16 protein-coding genes are annotated in these 20,630 nt (G+C 36.7%); 10 read left to right on the top strand and 6 right to left on the bottom strand.

All coding sequences use genetic code 11. From position 1 onward, the window contains the following. Positions 1 to 361: 361 nt before the first annotated feature. From lspA to ihfB, 5 genes are all read right to left on the bottom strand, one after another. A complete protein-coding gene (gene lspA, locus ACFIMU_RS02740; RefSeq protein WP_375606103.1) occupies positions 362 to 865 on the bottom strand; it encodes a signal peptidase II in 504 nt (167 codons plus the stop codon). Next, entirely contained in the window at positions 855 to 1,709 is an 855-nt protein-coding gene (locus ACFIMU_RS02745; RefSeq protein WP_375606104.1) for a TrmH family RNA methyltransferase, read from the bottom strand. The genes lspA and ACFIMU_RS02745 overlap by 11 nt, the downstream gene beginning before the upstream one ends. Before the next feature lie 2 nt (positions 1,710 to 1,711). Further along, complete coding sequence (locus ACFIMU_RS02750) at positions 1,712 to 2,644, bottom strand: class I SAM-dependent methyltransferase (RefSeq protein ID WP_375606105.1); 933 nt, start codon at positions 2,642 to 2,644, stop codon at positions 1,712 to 1,714. 172 nt (positions 2,645 to 2,816) lie between these two features. Further along, the gene (locus ACFIMU_RS02755; RefSeq protein WP_375606106.1) at positions 2,817 to 3,113 is read right to left on the bottom strand and encodes a lipopolysaccharide assembly protein LapA domain-containing protein; all 297 of its coding nucleotides are present in this window, start codon (positions 3,111 to 3,113) and stop codon (positions 2,817 to 2,819) included. A gap of 7 nt (positions 3,114 to 3,120) precedes the next feature. Continuing rightward, complete coding sequence (gene ihfB, locus ACFIMU_RS02760) at positions 3,121 to 3,399, bottom strand: integration host factor subunit beta (protein WP_273790186.1); 279 nt, start codon at positions 3,397 to 3,399, stop codon at positions 3,121 to 3,123. A gap of 186 nt (positions 3,400 to 3,585) precedes the next feature. On the opposite strand from ihfB, the gene lptC reads away from it, so the two are divergent. From lptC to rlmN, 6 genes are all read left to right on the top strand, one after another. After that, positions 3,586 to 4,230 carry an LPS export ABC transporter periplasmic protein LptC gene (lptC, locus tag ACFIMU_RS02765; RefSeq protein ID WP_375606107.1) on the top strand — a complete coding sequence of 215 codons (645 nt, stop codon included), beginning with the start codon at positions 3,586 to 3,588 and terminating at the stop codon, positions 4,228 to 4,230. 76 nt (positions 4,231 to 4,306) lie between these two features. Continuing rightward, entirely contained in the window at positions 4,307 to 4,906 is a 600-nt protein-coding gene (locus ACFIMU_RS02770) for an LptA/OstA family protein (protein WP_375606108.1), read from the top strand. Between the two features lie 6 nt (positions 4,907 to 4,912). Further along, positions 4,913 to 5,707 (top strand): LPS export ABC transporter ATP-binding protein, encoded by a 795-nt coding sequence (gene lptB / locus ACFIMU_RS02775; protein WP_012754448.1) that lies wholly within the window; start codon positions 4,913 to 4,915, stop codon positions 5,705 to 5,707. Positions 5,708 to 6,617: 910 nt separating this feature from the next. Then, positions 6,618 to 7,082, top strand: a complete 465-nt coding sequence (gene ptsN, locus ACFIMU_RS02780; protein ID WP_375606109.1) for a PTS IIA-like nitrogen regulatory protein PtsN — start codon at positions 6,618 to 6,620, stop codon at positions 7,080 to 7,082. Positions 7,083 to 8,894: 1,812 nt separating this feature from the next. Next, a complete protein-coding gene (locus ACFIMU_RS02785; protein WP_375606225.1) occupies positions 8,895 to 9,398 on the top strand; it encodes an invasion associated locus B family protein in 504 nt (167 codons plus the stop codon). Positions 9,399 to 9,440: 42 nt separating this feature from the next. Then, a complete protein-coding gene (gene rlmN / locus ACFIMU_RS02790; RefSeq protein ID WP_375614332.1) occupies positions 9,441 to 10,667 on the top strand; it encodes a 23S rRNA (adenine(2503)-C(2))-methyltransferase RlmN in 1,227 nt (408 codons plus the stop codon). 804 nt (positions 10,668 to 11,471) lie between these two features. Here the strand turns inward: rlmN and ACFIMU_RS02795 are convergent. Continuing rightward, positions 11,472 to 12,113 (bottom strand): LysE family translocator, encoded by a 642-nt coding sequence (locus tag ACFIMU_RS02795; protein WP_375606111.1) that lies wholly within the window; start codon positions 12,111 to 12,113, stop codon positions 11,472 to 11,474. Between the two features lie 166 nt (positions 12,114 to 12,279). Between ACFIMU_RS02795 and ACFIMU_RS02800 the strand changes: the two genes are divergently transcribed. The 4 genes from ACFIMU_RS02800 (at position 12,280) to addB (ending at position 20,629) form a co-directional block, all read left to right on the top strand. Further along, on the top strand, positions 12,280 to 13,515 hold the full coding sequence (locus tag ACFIMU_RS02800; RefSeq protein WP_375608991.1) for an argininosuccinate synthase: 1,236 nt from the start codon (positions 12,280 to 12,282) through the stop codon (positions 13,513 to 13,515). A 373-nt stretch (positions 13,516 to 13,888) separates the two neighbouring features. After that, entirely contained in the window at positions 13,889 to 15,550 is a 1,662-nt protein-coding gene (locus ACFIMU_RS02805) for a lysine--tRNA ligase (protein WP_375608990.1), read from the top strand. Continuing rightward, entirely contained in the window at positions 15,550 to 17,124 is a 1,575-nt protein-coding gene (locus ACFIMU_RS02810) for a peptide chain release factor 3 (RefSeq protein WP_375696802.1), read from the top strand. The genes ACFIMU_RS02805 and ACFIMU_RS02810 overlap by 1 nt, the downstream gene beginning before the upstream one ends. A gap of 385 nt (positions 17,125 to 17,509) precedes the next feature. Then, positions 17,510 to 20,629: a double-strand break repair protein AddB gene (gene addB / locus ACFIMU_RS02815; protein WP_375696803.1), complete on the top strand. Its 3,120-nt coding sequence runs from the start codon at positions 17,510 to 17,512 to the stop codon at positions 20,627 to 20,629. Position 20,630: the final 1 nt, after the last annotated feature.

Genomic DNA, 20,630 nt, shown 5'->3' on the forward strand with positions numbered 1-20,630 from the left:
AATAAAAGAGGGGTGTTTTTACACGAAGCGCTTAAGAAAAACACTGTAAAAATGACGCCTGTAAAAACTAAAAAACATATGAAAAGTAATTGTTTTAAGCAAATGAACAGAATTTAAATGCTGTAAAATATTTCCTCTCAGAATGGGATATAGGACATATGAATAAAAAATTATTGGTTTCTATTTGAGTTCATTCCTTTTACACGGATCAAGTATATAAAGATCAAGTGAAAGTAAGGTTTTATAATTCCATGAAAAGAAACACATGAAATTATTAGAAACAAGAATTGATTGAGAAAAATCAATTTGTAATCAGACTTGTGATGATTAATAACCTCTGGTTTTTAAGGCGCTGAACATATCAATGAGAAGATGTGCTATTGGAATGACGTTTTGCCTTCATCCAAGTACGCAATTCTTCAATAAGGATGGCAATAACACCAAGAGTGATAAAACTATCTGCAAGGTTGAAAATAGCAAAATGAAAGATATCATCAATATGAAAAAGGATATAATCAGTGACATGATGAAAGCGAATACGATCAATAAGATTGCCTATTGCTCCTCCAATAATAAGGATAAGACCAAAGCGCATTAAAGACTTATTATATTCAGTATTTTTCCATAACCATAGAAGAAAGATAATCACAATGATCGTGATGGCGATGATTCCCCAGTGAGAAAAGGAAGAAAAAAATGAAAATGCAATGCCAGAATTGCGCACATGATAAAGGGAAAGAAAAGGAATAAGCGAAATTTCTGTTCCTAAAGGCATATTGTGCATAATCCAGTATTTGACAGCTTGATCAAGTACTACTGTAAAAGCCAAGCCCAAGAGAAGAAAAGGGAGTGATTTACGAATCATGTTTTTCCTCACATGGTTCCAGTATTAAATAAGGGCGACGGATTTCATAAAGCATAACAGCTGTTGCTACTGCTAGATTAAGCGAATCAGCACGTCCACTTTGTGGAATACGCGCGAGTTTATTACACCGCCTTGTAAGAATATCTGATAATCCCTGTTTTTCATTTCCCATTAAAAGGATAACAGGACCATTTTTGAAATCAAGTGTCCGATAATCCAGAGATCCTTTAAGATGCGTGCCAACGATCATGCCTTTAAAGTGAGCAGACCAGTTTAAAAAGGCGCTTTCATCAAAACGATAAAGCGGTATAGAGAAAATTGATCCCATAGTTGCACGAACTGTTTCAGGCGAGAAAGGGTCTGTTGTTTCGCCAATTAAAATAACACCTTTAGCACCTACGGCATCGGCAGTTCGGATAATGGTACCAAGATTTCCAGGATCACGCACACGATCAAGCGCGATATAAACATCTTTAGTCTGTTCAGTTATCATTTCAAGAGGTTGCCATTTTTGTTTAAAAATACCAATAACTGTTTGTGGATTATCGCGTCGGGTAAGTGATTCCATAACCTTTTGTGAAGCTTTAATCACAAAACCACCATTGGCTACAACGCGTGCAGCAATATTTTCGATAGCAGCATTACCGATTTTGCTTTTAGAAAAAATAAGCGTCTGTATTGTCCAGCCGAGATCGAGAGCATCAATGACCAACTTCAATCCCTCTGCCATGAAAAGACCTTCTTTATTACGATTTTTCTTTTGGCTGAGCGCTTTAAGATCTTTTATAATGGGGTTGCTAAGAGAAGTAATTTCTTTCACTTTGCCAGTTTTAGGTCTAAACATATTCAAGCAATCCAACGGCTAAAAAGGGAAGTAGAAAGAGCGCGTCCTGCAACTTCTTCACGCAAAATAAGTTCTCCTGATTCGACCTTACCACCAAGATTTACAAATGCATCACGCATTAAAGCATGAAGTGCAAAGAAGGAAGCACGAATAGAGTAAGCTGTAAGCACAACAGAGAGCGGTTTATCAGAGAGAAGTTTACGACAATTTGTGATCATATCTGGTAAATGATCAAACAGTTGCCAAACTTCACCATGGGGTCCACGTCCATAAGCAGGGGGATCAAGGAGAATCATATCATAGCTTTTCTTACGACGCAGTTCACGCTCGACAAATTTCATAGCATCATCGCAAATCCAGCGAATAGAATGATCTGGTAATCCTGCTCTTTCTTGATTAGCTTTTGCCCACGCAATGGCTTTTTTAGAAGCATCAACATGGGTAACATTCGCACCCGCTCGTGCTCCAATCAAAGAGGCAATACCTGTATAGCCAAAAAGATTCAACAATTTTATAGGGCGTTCGGCTTTAACAATTTGTTCTTCCATAGAGCGCCAATGGGCATCTTGTTCAGGAAAAACTCCCACATGACGAAAAGAAGTAAAACGGCCTAGAAAAGACAGTCCATTCCAAGAAAGTGGCCATGTCTCATTAAGTGGCTTTTTAGGAAAATGCCAACGACCAACCCCTTCTTCATCACGATTTCCCGTGAAAATAGCGTCCACATCAGCCCATTGTTTCTGTGATAAAGCGGGTTTCCATAGTGCTTGACCTTCTGGTCGAATAATGCGGTAAGCTCCATAACGTTCTAATTTTTGTCCATGACCAGAATCAATGAGAGCATAGTTTTCGCTTATACCCGTTTCTAAAATAAGGGGCAGCTTTTCCTGCGGATATCTATTATTATGGGAGGATTGAAAGCATTGTGGGGGCATGTTTTGTATCACGGTATATGAGGTATAAAAATATATTATAAAGCTCTTAAATGTTTCGTAAAAGTGCAAAAAAGCTAAAGTCAATTAAAACATGTATAAAAAAAGAAAAAGAGCACTTTTAACTCTGTACTGAATATAGAATACAGAGAGAAAAGATTTCATTTAAATACCATTACACCAGATTTGTGATAGATGTTTTCAATTTTTCAATCTCGGCTTTACTTTTTTTGAGAGCTTTTTTGTATTTGTGATAGGAAAACCAACTGATCAGATTTCCTAATAAAATACCAAAACCAAAGAAAATAAAGAGCCATATAAAGAGGGGAGCATGATAAGTAAAACTTTCAGGATTTGCTCGAAAAGGATCAAGGGTTAACGGAACCATTTGACGATTAGCCACGATAAAAACAATCAAAACCGCTGCGAGAATCACACTGATACTTGTTAGAAGAATACGTTTAATTATCATAAGTTTCTCACTGATTAAGACGGTCGCGTAAATCCTTGCCAGTTTTAAAAAAAGGAATCCACTTTTCTTCAACAGAAACGGCTTCACCTGTTCGTGGATTACGTCCATTACGGGCTGAACGGCTTTTTACAGAAAAAGCTCCAAATCCACGAAGTTCAACGCGATTGCCATTTGCAAGTGCTGTTGCAATTTCCTCAAAAATAGCGTTTACAATATTCTCCACATCCCGTTGAAAAAGATGCGGGTTATGACGAGCAATAATTTGCACAAGCTCTGATTTTACCACAATAGCCTCACTTTCACACAAAAAAATTTCGTAATTGTGCACTCCATGCATAATATTACAATATATAAACGGATAAAAGCAAAATAAAATCAAGAAAAAACAAATTGCAAGAAACAAAATTTGAAAATACCTTCTATAAAGGGTATACAGATTAAAAATGCGGAGTATTTAAGAGATCAGGAGAGTATGTCCGTACACAAACATTATGAAGCCTTTTCAACGCAATCATCTTTTGGAGATGTTTTAAAAAAAGCATCCCGTCATTCGCGTCGCATTAGCGTATTAAAAATTTTTTTACCTCTCTTAGCGTTGCTTTCAGCGCTGGTTTTTTGCTGGTTTACGTTTTTCTTGGTTCCCGTTACTTCTGATTCTATGCCTTTGAATAATGGAGAAAGTGGCGTGATGAATTTGACGATGCTTAATCCAAAATTAGAAGGGTATACGCGTGCTCATGAACCTTATTGGCTTAAAGCAGAAAAGGCATTTCAAGATCATACACACGCTGGAATGATTGGGTTGCAAAACATTACAGCTAGAGCATTTATGGGCCAACAAAGACAGGTTTTTCTTTCAGCACAAGGGGGGGTTTACGATAACATTAATGGTTTTTTACAGTTGAATAAGCCATTCACCATTACAACGAACGATGGGATGATGGTACAATTTATGTCAGCTAGTATTAACTTATCCGAGGGACAGTTAAAAACAGATCAACGTGTTAATATTCAGCAGGCCGGTTTGCATCTTGCTGCAAACGCCTTACAAATTCGAGAAAAAGGAAAAAACATATATTTCCATGGTGATGTGCATTTAGTGCTTCAAAAGCAATGACGGAATATCAATACAAATCTTTAAAGGATATTTATAAAGAGAAGTATGTGTATATACAAACAGAAGAATTGAAATAATGAAATCGTACAAAAGATGGATAGGTGTGATGTTAGCTTTTAGCATGGGAATGTTAGGAGAAGGAGCAGTTTTAGGATATGCTGAAGGGACTCATTTTGGAATAAGTCTATCAAACGACAAAGAACCGGTAGAACTTCATGCAGATTCTTTGGAAATACGTGATAAAGAAGGGATAGCACTTTTTAAGGGTGATGTTTCAGTGGTGCAAGGTGAACGTCTTTTAAGAACGGCAGAATTAGTTGTTTACTACGATAAAGCATATAAAGAAATTGATAAAAACAAGGAAGATACAAAGGCATCATCTGTTTCTTTATTTGGTTCGTCGAGTATACAAAAAATGGAAGCTTTAGGAAAAGTTTATATAAAAATTGCTACGCAAGTTGCTACGGGTGATAAAGGTGTTTTTGATGGAAAGTCAAAAATGATGAGTTTGACAGGGAATCATGTTGTGTTAACTGATGGTGATAATGTGGCAACGGGGTGCAAACTAACGGCAAATATGGAAAGCGGAAAGGCTTTTTTAGAAGGTTGTGAGACGCCTAAGAAAAAAGGTCGTGTTTCTATTATTTTAAAACAAAATCAAAAGAATGGCCATTAAGATTTCATGTTTGGAATCAAAAGAAAAAAACAGACTGATAGGTATAATCTTGAAAGTGAAGCTTCAAAAAATCCCTTAAAAGGGACCTTGATTGCCAGTAATTTGATTAAAGTTTATCGAGGAAGACGAACAGTTAATGGTGTTTCTTTTGGCATTCGTACGGGAGAAGCCGTTGGCATTTTAGGACCCAATGGGGCAGGTAAAACAACTTGTTTTTATATGGTGACAGGGCTCATAAAATCTGATGGAGGCTCGATTAAAATTGATGGATTTGATATTACGCATCTTCCGATGTACCGACGTGCGCGTCTAGGTATTGGATATCTTCCACAGGAAGCGTCTATTTTTCGTGGTCTTTCAGTAGAAAATAACATTAAAGCTGTTTTAGAGGTTGTTGAAAAAGATCGTCTTAAACAACGTGAAGAGTTAGATAGCCTTTTACATGAATTTAAAATTGATCATTTACGTAAAATGTCTGCGCTTTCGTTATCTGGAGGTGAACGTCGGCGACTTGAAATTGCGCGCGCTTTAGCTTCTCGTCCCCATTTTATGTTACTTGATGAACCATTTGCAGGAATTGATCCTATCGCTATTTTCGATATTCAACAACTTATTCGTCATTTAACGAGGCGTGGCATTGGTGTTTTAATAACGGATCATAATGTACGTGAGACATTAGGGCTTGTCGATCGCGCTTATATTATTCATACAGGGCGGGTGTTAGTTCACGGTTGTCCTAACGATATTATCAACAACGTTGATGTACGCAGAATTTATTTGGGAAATCAGTTTTCTCTTTGATTTTACAGCTTTCACAAGTTTCCATTTAAGTTTAACCAAACATTATTACTGAAAATCTCCTTATTTATGCCAAAACTTCTTTTATGACTATAACCTTAATGTTGTTATTGAGTGGTGAAAAAGGTTTTATCATTAGAGGTTAGTTTGTTGTTTTATAAGTTTAGCTTACTCATAATTATATCATAGAAAAGATATCACTAGATTAACGTGATAATGAGTGATAAATGAAGCTCTCAATAAATGCGTGTGTTATTGAAAGGTAAAAGATATTTATCATATTTTTCTCTGTCGAATCAAATAATATATCGGTGATGCTGTTTTAGGTATTTTGATGGGAGCACCGGTTATATATTGCGGTTATTCAATAGGAGTTGTCGTATTTTATTGGTTTATATCGCCTATTTGAAAATAGGAGGTTGGCTACAGATATCAGGCTAAATCTATAACTCTTTTAAAATAATCATTAAATTTCTAAAAATCTTTATATTCTTGTTATAAGTCGATGTTCAAGCTATACAGTAATTTTCAAAGTAAAGATCCATTTTGCTCAGTATGCTTTTCATCTTAATTTAAGGGCTCATTTTTAAAGAAAGAAAAACTCTGATGGCGGATTATACATCAACTCTTATGACAAGTTTAATAAATTTATGAATAATGGCCTTTTTTAGAGTCGTAAGGAAATTAACTTTATGAACAATTTCATTTCTTTGGTTTCTTATGCCGTTAATGATGATCCGAATACTATTTATTGTTGTTTTAGAAGTGATATGAGATGTATTGAGCTATCACCCATTATAAATTGAAAAGTAAAAACACATGCGATGTTGCGAAAAGTGAAAGAACATTAAGTATCTATAGCGTTTATAGGTTTATTGATGAGCATTTTAGCGTGTAAGAGGAAAATTAAAGTATGAATTTGAGTGAGTTAATAGCACCGGAAGCGATCATTCCGGCTCTTAATGCTAATTCGAAAAAACAGGTTCTGCAAATTTTAGCCGAAAAAGCTTCCAAGCTAACAGGTCTTAGTGAGCATGTGATTTTTGATGTTGTTTTACAACGCGAGAAGCTTGGTTCAACGGGTTTAGGTGGAGGTATTGCGATTCCTCATGGAAAATTACCTGATATTAATCGGATCATTGGTATATTTGCACGTCTTGAAAGTCCTGTTGATTTTGAAGCTCTTGACGACGAACCTATAGATCTCGTTTTTCTCCTTTTAGCACCTGAAAATGCTGGTGCAGATCACTTAAAAGCTTTATCACAGATCGCACGTGTTTTGCGTCACACTGATGTTGTACAAAAGTTGCGCAGTACGCATAATGCCAATGCGCTTTATGCTTTATTGATTCAGACTTCAGAATCAAATGCAGCTTAAAAGGTATTATGAGCGTATAAATTGCGAGGTATGCACTACAGAGCGTAGGAAAGAATATTTTGCATCTTAAGACTAATAACAAAAGGTTGTGTCATGAGATTTAAGAAAATTACTTCTAAATGAACCTTCTTTTTAAAGAGCAACCAACAAAAACGAAGGGCTTTTCCTTTCTTGTTCTCGTATATTAAAGCATCTAATTATTATGTTCGTGGATTCTTTTATCCTGTTATACTGTAAAAACACTGTCATTTGAGATATAGTGAGATAAATTTTGTAAGTCTTCTTAATATATTAAGTGCTTTTAGAGTGCGTGGTAAATATTTTTAAGCAGGACTTGTCTATAGAGCCTTTAGTTAAGTGAATCACATGAGTGGGAAGAAAAGAGGAGACCGCTCGACAAGAATCCAAACTTTTTTAGTCCAAATTGGATTAAGAATCTTCGTCCTTTGAAAGCGGGAAAGAAATCAACAGAAAAGTTTATTTGTGCATTGAATTTTTTTGTAAGTTGAGTTTGAGTGTTTAGGGATAATATTTTAATGCTCAAGAAGAAATAAGAAATATATTGTATCTTCATTATAGCAAGATATTGATTTTAAATATAATTCACTATTTCGCATGTTAGATGAGAGATCCGAATATTGTAAAATTCTCTCATTCCAAACTTGTTTATGTTGAATCAATCAAAACCATTTCCTTGCACGTTGTAAACGGAATTAGCGTGTGGATAAAAACTGTACAAGAAAGGGGTAAAGATGCTTCTTATGAATCGTCTCAAGTATTGAGGGTTGCAGCAAAACATTGGGAGCTGGAAAATAGTGTTATGGTGCCATCTTTCTTCTTCACAAGTGGAGAGATCAATTATTTTATAGATATGATTTAGATGTCTGCTGTTGTATAGAGCTCATGCTAAAGAACAATTTTGTACGGTAAGAATGAAAATTATACCTTTAGGTTGGGTGAAAGAGTTTTTATACATAGGAAGATTTATTTAAGTGTCTTTAATTGATTAAAATATTGTTTAAAAAATGGTAATGTTAGAACTGCTATAGAAAAAAGTTTTATATTTCTTTTTATAAATTACTTAGAAATAAGATAAGGAGACTTTCCAAAAGAATTCTTAAGAAGTTTTTTATAACAGAAAGAAAAATATCGTCTGATACATTAAAATAATACGATTAAGCTATTATAAGCTACTAAAATCATTTTAGAAATTAATAATTGGAGATGAAATATATAGGGAAATAAGATCAAAAGAAACAAAGTTGTATGTGATTATTGAGATAGAATCTAAATTCTTTATGTTTTATTATTAATATCTTGATAATATTTTATTATTTTTACAAGGTCTTTTGAAGGTTGAGAAAAAGTGTTATCGGGACGATGTTGAATACGAAATATGAATGCACTATAATGAGTAAAAGGTGGAGTATTTTGCGAACATAAATGTATTGAATGCATAAAGTCGAGAAGTGATATTCGTAAGGCGATTAAGCTTTTTTGCGGGGAGTCCGGGGTATATTTTTATCTCGTTTTGAGGTTCTATAGCTTAAAGAAATCGTTTTTTATACAAAAACGAAATAAGTAGCGTAAAATGAAGATGTTATTTTTTAATGTGGTTATTGAATAAGAAGTTTATTTTTTGGTAACGATTAAAAGGTCATAATGAAACGTAGAAATCTATTTTGATTAGTTTGAAAATATTTCGCTTATTGAAGGAATTAGGACAATAACACATGAATATGGAGGAGTTTTTGTTGAATTTTTCCAATGAAGAAAATCTTGTTAGAGACTAAAGAAGTGAGCTAAATGAAGATGTTTGAAAAGACTGTTATTGCTGCATCTGTAATGGTTCTTGTTACAGCAGGAGTGGCATATGCACAAACGCCAAGCCGTTTAAATCAATTTGAAGCGTGGGGAGCCTATTCTTATAAATCGCCCAAAAATACGATTTGCTATGTGTTATCGGTACCTTTGAAGGCTCTTCCAACGACAGTTAATCATGGTGATAACTTTTTCTTGGTTACCAAGCGTTCTCATTCACCTATTTCGTTTGAACCGCAGTTCATGGCTGGTTATTCCCTTCAAGAAGGGTCTAGAGTGACAGTGACCATTGGAGGTAAGGATTTTGATTTTTTCACTAAAGATTCCTCAGCTTGGTTGGCGTCATCAGAGCTAGAAAAGCAGCTTGTTTCTGCTATGCGTGCTGGAAGCAATATGACAGTGAAAGCGATATCAAAACGAGGAACGCATACCACTTATACTTATTCCTTAAAAGGGGTCACTGCTGCATTAAATGCAACTCAAAAGTGCCATTAAGGTTTCGATAACTTCTAAAATAGTGATGTGAATTAGAAAGCAATGGCCATTTCCTATGACCTTAGACCAGTTGGTTCATGTTTTGCACGAAAAACAGATAATGTGGTCGTGAAGGAGAGTTCTAAGCTCTCTTTAATTGGTTTGTCGCAAGACGAAATGATGCAAGCTTTAAAGACAGTTGGTGTACCAGAGCATCAAACGCGTATGCGTGTGCGTCAGCTTTGGCATTGGCTTTATGTACGTGGTGTTTCAAATTTTGATGAGATGCTGAATATTTCTAAAGCAATGCAAGAAACACTTAAGTGTCATTTTTCCATTGCGCGCCCAGAAATTGTTGGAGAACAAATATCAAAAGATGGTACGCGTAAATGGCTCTTACGTTTTCCTGCACGTGGAGCTGGAAGGCCTGTTGAAATTGAAACGGTTTATATTCCTGAAGAAGGGCGTGGTACTTTATGTCTTTCATCGCAAGTAGGGTGTACGTTAACCTGCTCCTTTTGCCATACAGGAACACAGATGCTTGTTCGCAATCTGACTGCAGAAGAAATTTTGGCACAGTTATTGGTTGCACGTGATTGTTTGGGTGATTTTCCTGATAAGAATACTCCTGATGGGGCAATTGTTCCCATTGAAGGGCGCAAAATTACCAATATTGTTATGATGGGAATGGGAGAACCTCTTTATAATTTTGAAGCTGTTAAAAAAGCTTTATTGATTGCTTCTGATGGCGATGGACTTTCTTTATCAAAACGTCGAATTACGCTTTCAACTAGTGGGGTTGTTCCTGGAATTATCCGAACCGGAGAAGAAATTGGTGTTATGTTGGCGATTTCACTCCACGCAGTACACGATACATTAAGGGATATGCTTGTTCCCATTAATAAAAAATATCCGCTTTCTTTACTAATGGATGCTTGCCGTAATTATCCTGGTCTTTCTAATGCAAAGCGAATCACATTTGAATATGTTATGCTAAAAGATATCAATGATAGTTTAGATGATGCAAAGCGATTGATTCAGCTATTGAAAGGGATTCCTGCTAAGATCAATTTAATTCCTTTTAATCCGTGGCCAGGGAGTAACTATCAGTGTTCTGATTGGGATCAAATCGAGCGTTTTGCTGATGTCGTTAATCAAGCGGGTTATGCTTCTCCTATTCGGATACCGCGTGGACGCGATATTTTAGCTGCATGTGGACAGCTTAAATCGGCTTCAGAGCGCTTACGGAAATCTGAACGTTTGCGACTTGAAAATGCTGCTGGTCATTAGTTAATACAATTTTCAGCTATATAGCGAAGCGATATAAAGTCTGTGCTTTTTTGTTTGTAAATTAATATCCAAACCTCGTGCGATAGCATATGTGAGACAGAGATTAAGATTGGATAAGTGCTAGACGAACAGTTTCGGCGTTTATATGCTAAATGGGGTAAGAGATTGTCTATAGTCTGTTTGCATAATCTCTGAAATAAGAAGGAAGCCTAATTTAGAGGGAATATGAAGTCTTAAGGATTGTAACTAATTTCTACCTTATTATCATACTCATTAATTAGGTTTTGTGTCTTTTAAAAGCATCTACGGTAATACCTTTTAAAAAGTGGAGATTGTGCAGTGCCTCATGCTTTTGTTTATTATTCTTCTTAAATAAGATCACGCATCACAAGCAAAACAGAGGATCTAAAATATAAATACCATTGAGTTATCCATTGATATGTTTTTTAAGTATCTCTTAGTGCACTCTTCATATCACGATAATGCTTGTGAGGAGTATAACAAAAAGCTTCTGTGAAATGTATTGTACTCCTACACCTTTATGTTTAATAAAGGTGTAAATTGGTACCACCATTCTATTTTTTAGCTCCCAATGTTGTAACAGCTTTTAGTACTTGAGATGGTTTATAAGAGGTGTTTTTATTCTTTTCTTAGATAGTTTTTATCCATACAAAAACTCCAGCTTCTCTTGTGATGTACAAAGGAAAGGTATTATTTTATTCAAAATAAACAGGTTTGAAATGAAAAAATCTTATAATATTTGTTTTTTTATTTAAATTAAAAGCGATACATTACACTTATAAATCAATGTTTTGTAACCACAAGGAGATGGAGGGCAAAGCTGGTAAAAGTACCTGCAATAAGCCAATCGAGAAAGCGAAGATAAAGAGGGTTCTGTTTAAGGATTTTGGTAAGTTTATGCGCTGTAAAAACGACTGAAATTGTAATGGGGAAAGAAATAGGAATATAAGAGAGTCCTAAAAAGAGCAGCTTTTGTGTTGCCATAGGATCATTTGCATTGATAAATTGTGGTAAGAATGTTGCGTTAAAGAGTATGACTTTAGGATTGAGAAGATTAATTCCAATACCAGCAAGATAGTTACGTTTAGAGCTTTGAGGTTTAGAAGATGTTGGTTCAAAGGAAAGTGTCGGGTTTCTCCTTAATGCTTGAAAGGCAAACCATAAAAGATAAAAGGCGCCAACAATTTTCAGAAAAACAAAAGCGTGTGGCGCAGCAAAAATAAGCGCTGATAAACCAAGTGCTACAGCTGTAACCTGAATGGCAAATCCTGTTGCACTTCCCAAGGCGCACATAATTCCAGCTTTTTTGCTTTGTGTAATGGTTCGTCCTACAGAAAGCATCATATCAGGTCCTGGAATAAGTGCTAAAATCAACGATGCTAAAGCAAATTGTACAACAATAGACCACTCCGGTAGAAATGACACGTCAATCTCCTCTTATTTTTAAGTAATGTTCATTATTTATACTTTGAGGCGTCTTTATTTATGCTTTTTGAGTCTTTTTAATGTTGTTTAAAGAGAATTTATTTTTATATTTCTTGTGTCGTTTTAATTTTTTAGAAAAAAAGAACAATTCGTATAGAGCTTTAGAATGAAAAAGTGGAAAAGTATTAGAAAAGTTGTTTTGGCTTATTCGGGGGGATTGGATACGTCAATTATTCTCAAATGGTTACAAAGTACGCTAGGCGTTGAAGTTGTGACTTTTACAGCAGATTTGGGGCAGGGGGAAGAATTAGAGCTTGCTCGTCGTAAAGCTGAAATGCTAGGTGTTAAAGAAATCTACATTGAAGATTTGCGTGAAGAATTTGTGCGTGATTTTGTTTTTCCGATGTTTCGAGCCAATACCGTTTATGAAGGGACTTATCTTTTAGGAACATCAATTGCACGTCCACTTATTTCAAAACGTCTTATTGAAATTGCTAAGGAAACAGGGGCAGATGCCATTGCTCATGGAGCAACGGGCAAAGGCAATGATCAGGTACGCTTTGAACTTTCTGCTTATGCACTTAATCCTAATATAAAGATTATTGCTCCGTGGCGTGATTGGGATTTTAAGAGTCGGACAGATCTGTTTGAATTTGCGCGTATGCATCAAATTCCTGTAGAAAAAGATAAGCAAGGCGAAGCTCCTTTTTCAGTGGATGCAAATTTATTACATTCTTCATCAGAAGGAAAGATTTTAGAAAATCCAGCACTTCCTGCTCCTGAATATGTCCATATGCGTACTCTTTCGGTGGAAGATGCTCCAGATAAAGCAACCAGAATCACTCTTGGCTTTAAAAAAGGTGATGCTGTTTCAATCAATGGAAAAAATTTATCTCCTGCAACTTTACTTGCAGAACTAAATCATTATGGGCGGGATAATGGTATTGGTCGGTTGGATCTGGTAGAAAATCGCTTTGTAGGTATGAAATCGCGGGGTATTTATGAAACACCAGGGGGGACCATTCTTTTAACGGCTCACAGAGCTATAGAATCTTTAACGTTAGATCGTGGCGCAGCTCATTTAAAAGATGAATTGATGCCACGTTATGCAGAACTCATTTATTATGGATTTTGGTTTTCGCCGGAACGTAAGATGTTGCAGGCAGCGATTGATTTATCTCAAGAACATGTTGAAGGTGAAGTCACGTTAAAGCTTTATAAGGGGAATGTGATTGTTGAAGGGCGCCAAAGTAAAAAATCACTTTATTCCAGTGAGTTGGTAACTTTCGAGGATGATCAAGGTGTTTATGATCAAAGAGATGCGACTGGTTTTATTAAATTAAATGCTCTACGTTTGCGTACATTAGCAAGGCATCATCAAGATGATAAAGAAAAGAAATAGAAAGTTACAGTGACAAGTGTAATGTGGATTAGTGCTTTTGTATGAAATGCCTAGTTTAAGCATTTTTTTGTTGGTTTTTACCGTTCTTTCGTTCAATACTAGAAGCTTATCTTCTGCGCTAATAAATATAATAAGCAAAACCCATGATAATAATAGCAATGAAGGCTTCGATAATCAAAACAAGTCAATTTTGCTTTATAATATTGAATGTTTTTGATTTTTATCAGAACGAAATATGTTTACAGTGAGGGTGGTTTTTGTATTGTGACTTAAGAGTATAAAGAAATTTACATCTTTTTGCTTGCTATTATTGACGAATAAATTCAAGAACCATACACCCTATTTTGGAAGATTATAATTTTTAGGATAAATAATGATGCGTAATCAGTGTGATGCCCTTAGCCTTACGCCTGAATTAAAGGATGCGGCTGCTCAATCGAGAACTTGGCCATTTGAAGAAGCACGTAAGATTATCAAACGGTATGAAAAGACGGGTTACCCAGACAGTATAATATTTGAGACCGGTTATGGACCTTCTGGTTTACCGCATATTGGAACTTTTGGGGAAGTTGCACGTACAACCATGGTGCGTCATGCATTTCATATTCTCACAGAGAATAAAGTAAAAACAAAATTACTTTGTTTTTCTGATGATATGGATGGTTTGCGCAAGGTTCCTGAGAATGTGCCAGATCGCGAGAGGATGGAACATTATCTTGGTCAACCGTTGAGCCGTGTACCTGATCCTTTTGGAGATGATTATCCTTCTTTTGGAGCGGCAAATAATGCGCGGTTACGGGCTTTCCTTGATCGTTTTGGTTTTGATTATGAATTTGCAAGTGCTACGGATTATTACAATTCTGGTCGTTTTGATGAAACACTTTTAAAAATTCTTGCTTGTTATGACAAGGTGATGGCAATTATTTTACCAACATTAGGTGAAGAGCGACAGGCGACCTATTCTCTCTTTTTACCGATTTCTCCTTTTTCTGGAAAAGTATTACAAGTACCAATGATTGCGCGTAATGTTGAAAAAGGGACAGTTACTTATATTGAACCTGAAACAGGAGAAACCATAGAAACAGAGGTTACAGGGGGTAAAGTTAAGTGTCAGTGGAAGGTCGATTGGGCTATGCGTTGGGCAGCGCTTGGCATTGATTATGAAATGGCAGGAAAAGATCTTATCGATTCCACAAATCTTTCTTCTAAAATTTGTAAAGTACTGGGTGGAAAGCCTCCAGAGGGATTTAACTATGAACTCTTTTTAGATGATAAAGGGCAAAAAATTTCCAAATCCAAGGGAAATGGCTTAACCATTGATGAATGGCTTACATATGCTCCAACAGAGAGCTTAGGGCTTTATATGTTTTCAAAGCCCAAGACAGCAAAACGGCTTTATTTTGATGTTATTCCCAAAGCTGTGGATGAATATTATGCGCATCTTTCTGCCTATGGTCGTCAAAGTTGGCAAGAACGGCTCAATAATCCTGTATGGCATATTCATAATGGTTGTCCACCGCAGGTTGATTTACCTGTACCTTTTGCGATGCTTTTAAATTTGGTAAGTGCTTCAAATGCAGAGAATGCAGGGGTTCTTTGGGGTTTTATTTCTCGTTACGCTAAGGGAGCAAATGCGCAAACTTGTCCAGAACTTGATCAATTGGTGAAATTTGCCATTAAATATTTTGATGTTTTTGTTAAACCAAACAAAAAATTTCGTATACCAGATGACAGCGAACGAGCAACATTAGCACAAATTGATGCAAAATTAGCCAATTTGCCTGAAACTGTTGATGGCAACACACTACAAAATACACTTCTTGATGTTGCGCGGTTAACGGAACGCTATCAAGATCATAGCAAAAAAAGCCCTGAAGGTGGGCCTGGCGTTTCCAATGTTTTTTTTCAAATGTTGTATGAGGTCCTTTTAGGACAAGAGAGAGGTCCACGATGGGGATCATTTATAGCGCTTTATGGGATTAATGAAATGCGTGCACTGATTGCTGAAGCACTTGCACGACCTATGGAGGAATAATGGAACGAAGAGTACAGGAAGTAAAGCGGCGCCGTACATTTGCAATTATTGCTCACCCAGATGCTGGGAAAACAACATTGACGGAAAAGCTTTTATTGTTTGGTGGTGCTATTCAACTTGCAGGAGAAGTAAAAGCCAAAAAAGATCGTATTCAAACTCGTTCTGACTGGATGAATATTGAGCGTGATCGTGGTATTTCTGTTGTGACTTCTGTGATGACGTTTGAATATGAAAATCATATTTTTAATCTCCTAGATACCCCAGGCCATGAAGATTTTGCAGACGATACTTATCGCACGCTTACAGCGGTTGATAGTGCTATCATGGTATTGGATGGGGCCCGCGGGATTGAGCCTAGAACACTAAAACTGTTTGAAGTGTGTCGGATGCGGGATATTCCTATTGTTACTTTTATCAATAAAATGGATCGTGAGGCGCGTGATCCTATAGAGCTTTTAGATGAAATTGAAGAAAAGCTTGCTCTTGATACCGCCCCCATAACATGGCCCATTGGGACGGGTAAAGATTTCGTTGGGACTTTTGATCTTCATCATAACCGTTTTCGCCAAAAAGATGATGAGATAACCCAGCGGATCGTTTCAAATCCCAGTGAGGTTGTCCATTTACTTCCAGAGTATCAACGTTCCACTTTTCTTGAAGGAGTAGAACTCGCTCAAAGTGTTTGCAAGAATTTTGATCTTCAAGCTTTCCGTGAAGGTCATATGACTCCGGTTTATTTTGGTTCAGCTTTACGAAATTTTGGTGTTCGTGATTTGATCAATGCGCTTATTGATTTTGGTCAAAGTCCTCGTGATCAAAGTGCAGATCAGCGCAATATCATAGCAACTGAACCTAAAATGACGGGATTTGTTTTTAAAATTCAAGCGAATATGGACCCTAATCATCGTGATCGTATTGCATTTTTTCGGGTATGTTCGGGAACACTTGAACGTGGTATGAAGACAAAATTGGTCAGAACAGGAAAACCGATGACACTTTCTGCTCCACAATTTTTCTTTGCGCGTTCGCGCCAAATTGCTGATCAAGCCTATGCCGGTGATATCGTAGGGATTCCTAATCATGGAACATTGCGTATTGGTGATACTTTGACTGAAGGAGAAGATATTCTTTTTAAGGGAGTACCCAATTTTGCACCAGAGATTTTGCGTCGTGTTTGTTTGGGTGATCCAATGAAAGCAAAAAAGCTCAGAGAAGCTTTGCAACAAATGGCTGAAGAAGGGGTTGTGCAATTGTTTATTCCTGATGATGGGTCGCCTTCTCTCATTGGTGTTATTGGTGCTTTGCAAATTGATGTTTTAAAAGAGCGATTAAAAATAGAATATTCTTTGCCAGTGAATTTTGAGTCTGCACGCTTTAATTTATGCCGTTGGATTTCAGCGCAGAGCAAAGATGAGTTGCAAAAGTTTCTCAACAATCATCGCTCTGCTCTTGCGTATGATTTAGAAGGTGATCCAGTTTTTTTAGCGGAGAACCATTTTTCATTAAATTATGAAGCAGAAAGAGCTCCTAAGATAAAATTTTCTACTTTTAAAGATTATCAAGTAAGCTCTTAATGTAAAGAAGAATTTTTTATGTAACAATTTGGTTGATAATGATTTTTCATATCGAGTTAGGGATCTGAATATTGTTATTTTTTCTGAAAACAAAAGGAGTATGTAAAGAACACTTTCAGGTTGTCTTATATAAAGAGAGAAGTAAATTTATTTATAATATTCAATAAGTTATAATATATTTGTAATTGTGACGTCTTTTAAAATTTTGATATATTTTTTCACAATAGCTTAAGACAAGGTCATATATTTAAGTATTTTGAATGTCAGTTAAAAATCTCCTGTATAAATAGAGCTTTTCAGTTTTTTCTTGTATGAAAATTGTATACAGTCAAAATAAAGCAAATAATCAATAAGATGAAATTTGTTATTCCCAATATGAGATCATATGACTTATAAGCCACGTATCTTTTCTATATCTTCTGGAACGGCTTTTTTGCCTCACTTTGTTGATGCACTGCTCTCTGGTACCCTTATTGATAATTTTGCTCCCAATGGAGACATTCAAACTGCTCTTGCTGATAGCCTTATTTATGTTCCGACACGTCGTGCTGCGCGCGCTTTGCGTTTAGCTTTTGTTGAAAGAAGTAATACACACTCAACCTTTTTACCAACTATTCGTGCTCTAGGAGATGTCGATGAAGACAGTTTCCTTTTTGTTGAAAATCATACTAGCGCTTTAAATCCGCCTATTGGAGAAAGTGAACGCCTACTGCTTTTAGCGCGCCTTATTCGTCCATGGCGTGAAAATTTACCTGCGCATCTGCGTGCCATGTTTGGTACAGAAGATGTGCTTATTCCAGCTCATAGTGCTGATGCAATTTGGCTTGCTCAAGATTTAGCACACTTGATGGACGAAATTGAAACAGAAGGAGCAGATTGGTCGAAACTTAAAGATATTGCCCCTGACATGGTCGCTGAATGGTGGCAGATAACGCTCGATTTTCTGACTATTGTTACGCAAAATTGGCCACAAATCTTGACAGAAAGACAACGAAGTAATCCCGCTGAATGGCGTAATCAAGCACTCACAATGCATGCAGAGAATTTACGACGTACGAAGCCTGATAAACCGATCATTGCAGCTGGTGTGTCAGGTTCTATGCCCGCAGTTTCTCATCTTTTAAAGGTTATAGCTTCTCTGCCCAAAGGGGCTGTTGTTCTTCCTGGCCTTGATTTTTATATGGATGAAGAACAATGGAATGCATTAAGCACAAGCAATAAAGAAAAAACAGCTTGCGATTTTTTTGATCCTGCAGAAAATATTTTTAGCCATCCTCAATATCATTTAAAAAAACTTCTTTCTCTCATGGGGTGTCAACGTCGCCATGTTTGCGAAATTGGCCAACAAAGTAGCACAAAGAAAAGACGAATGGCTCTTTTATCGGAAGCATTGCGACCTGCTTCTACGACAGATAAATGGATACAAATTGTCCGTGATGATTATGAGGCTCTTTGTGCAGACTGGTCATTTATTGAAGCTATCAATGAACGTGAAGAAGCTCTCGCTATTGCTGTTGCTTTACGCAAAGCTATTGAAGAACCCCAAAAAACCGCAGCTCTTATTACAAATGACCGTAATTTAGCACGCCGTGTTACTGCGGAATTACAACGATTTGGAATTGAAGCAAATGATTCAGGGGGAATACCACTTGCCCAAACATTGCTTGTAACGCTTTTGCGGCTTATCTTAGAAAATGTATTACAACCTGATGATCCCATTGCTTTTCTTTCTCTTCTTAAACATCCCCTTACAACACTCCAACAAAACCGTCATCGTTTACGGGAAATGGCAGAAAATTTTGAACTTTTTGTTCTTCGAGGGAATACAGGGCGCATCAATCTTTGCGAATGTGATCAATTTCTTGAAAAATGGATTGAAACATCTTTTCATAATAGTTCTGAAATCAACGCTCTTGATCAGCAGAAATGTGAAGAAGCACGTTTCCTTTGTCATCTTTTGAGGACAGCTGTTGAACCTTTAACATCTCTTATGAAACAAGAGAAAAAGTGCACCATCAACGAAGCTGCGATAGCAACTGTTGAAGTTTTTGAAAATTTTGGTCGCGATGAGGATAACTCTCTTGCACATCTTTATCAACACGAAGCAGGACAAGCCTTATCAAAGTTCTTACGTGAATTGGTCAGTGATCAATCAGGATTAACATTTCATCTTTGCGAATGGCCTGCTATGTTTTCTGCATTGATCGCAATGCGTTCCGTTACACCTTCTCCTGGAGGACATCCACGTTTATTCATCTGGGGTACTTTGGAATCGCGTTTGCAAACGGTTGATACAGTGGTCATCGGCGGTCTTAATGAAGGGTCATGGCCGATATCAACCCGAAATGATGCTTTTTTATCGCGACCGATGAAAATGATGTTAACTCTGGAGCCACCAGAGCAGCATATTGGTCTTTCCGCGCATGATTTTCAATGGGCGATGGGAATGGATAAAGTGGTGATGAGTCGCGCATTGCGTGTTAATCATACGCCTTCCATTCCTTCACGTTGGCTACAACGCTTAGAAACCGTCGTAGGACAACAAGTTTGGAAACAAATCCGTGCACGAGGTGAAATACTCCTTCATTGGGCAAAGATGCTTGATCATACAAACATGATTTCTGAGGTGAAGCGTCCCTGCCCTGTACCACCTCTTGATATGCGTCCACGTCATTTTTCAGTTACTGAAATAGAAATATTACGGTATGACCCTTATGCCATTTATGCTAAAAAAATCTTAAGGCTCAAACCACTTAAAGCCCTTATTCATAATTCTAGCGCTCCTGAACGTGGAACACTTTATCACGCTATTCTTGCAGATTTTTGCACACAAATAAAAAATCTAAATGCTGCAAATGCATTAGATGTGTTGCTTGCTATTGGACGTAAAGAGTTTGATAAATTCAATTTTCCACCGGATATTGAAGTAATTTGGTGGGATAGTTTTGAAAATCTTGCTCCACGTTTTATTCAATGGGAACAAAGTTTAGGACTGCGAGAGCGATATTCGGAAGTGGTATCACAAAAAATCCCTATAGGAACAACAGGGGTAACCCTTTCAGGACGTGCTGATCGTCTTGATGTTTTGCCAGATAAAACGGTTGAAATTCTAGATTTCAAAACCGGAACCCCTCCTTCATCAAAACAAGTTCGTGAATTATTATTTCCGCAATTGGCTTTAGAAACAGCTTTACTCATACAAGGGGGATTCCCAGATTTTCAAGATTTTACCCCCTCAAATTTATTTTACATTCCTCTTAACAAAAAAGGTGAAATTAAATCCCAATCAATTCTTTTAAAGAAAAAAGACGGAAAAACTCATCTAAATGCTGTTGATCTTGCTAACAATGCATGGGAAAATCTTATCGCACTCATAACTTATTATCAAAATCCACAACAAGGCTATCTTTCACACGCAGTTCCTATGTTAAAACAATATGAAAGTGACTATGATCATCTGGCACGCTTATGGGAATGGTCAAGTGGTTTTCATAAAGAAGAGTAAT

Origin of the sequence: Bartonella sp. AC70YNML, assembly GCF_042196545.1 — a bacterium.
Taxonomy (GTDB): domain Bacteria; phylum Pseudomonadota; class Alphaproteobacteria; order Rhizobiales; family Rhizobiaceae; genus Bartonella.